Origin of the sequence: Mycobacterium sp. 1165178.9 (assembly GCF_001673555.1) — a bacterium.
Classification (GTDB): Bacteria; Actinomycetota; Actinomycetes; order Mycobacteriales; family Mycobacteriaceae; genus Mycobacterium.
Genome location: NZ_LZMB01000494.1, coordinates 1 through 523 on the forward strand (window position 1 = coordinate 1; position 523 = coordinate 523).

Genomic DNA, 523 nt, shown 5'->3' on the forward strand with positions numbered 1-523 from the left:
GCCAACGGCTGCACCGCTACACCGATACCCCCGTGGCGCAGTCGCCGTGGCGGCACCTCCCGATCGCCGTGTCGCTGGTGTTGCTGACCACCGCGATGGCGGGGCCGACCTCGGATGTCCGGATCCCGCTCAATCGCGCGGTCGTGATGCTGGTGATCGACGTCTCGGAGTCGATGGCCTCCACCGATGTGCCGCCCAACCGCCTCGACGCGGCCAAGGAGGCCGGCAAGCAGTTCGCCGACCAGCTGACCCCGGCGATCAACCTGGGACTGGTGGAGTTCGCGGCCAACGCCACGCTACTGGTGCCCCCGACGACAAACCGCGGCGCGGTGAAGGCGGGCATCGACAGCCTCAAGCCGATGCCCAAAACCGCGACGGGAGAAGGCCTTTTCACCGCCCTGCACGCGATCAGCGCCACCGCGGTCGCCGGCGGCGATACCCCGCCACCGGCCCGCATCGTCCTGCTCTCCGACGGCGGCGAGAACAAACCCTCCAATCCCAGCGATCCGCACGACGGCGTCTA

At 69.4% G+C, this 523-nt stretch carries 1 protein-coding gene; it reads left to right on the forward strand.

Annotated elements, in window-relative coordinates; all coding sequences use genetic code 11:
• The coding region (locus A5652_RS21200) for a VWA domain-containing protein (protein ID WP_156745465.1) at positions 1 to 523 on the forward strand (523 nt) is incomplete at both ends.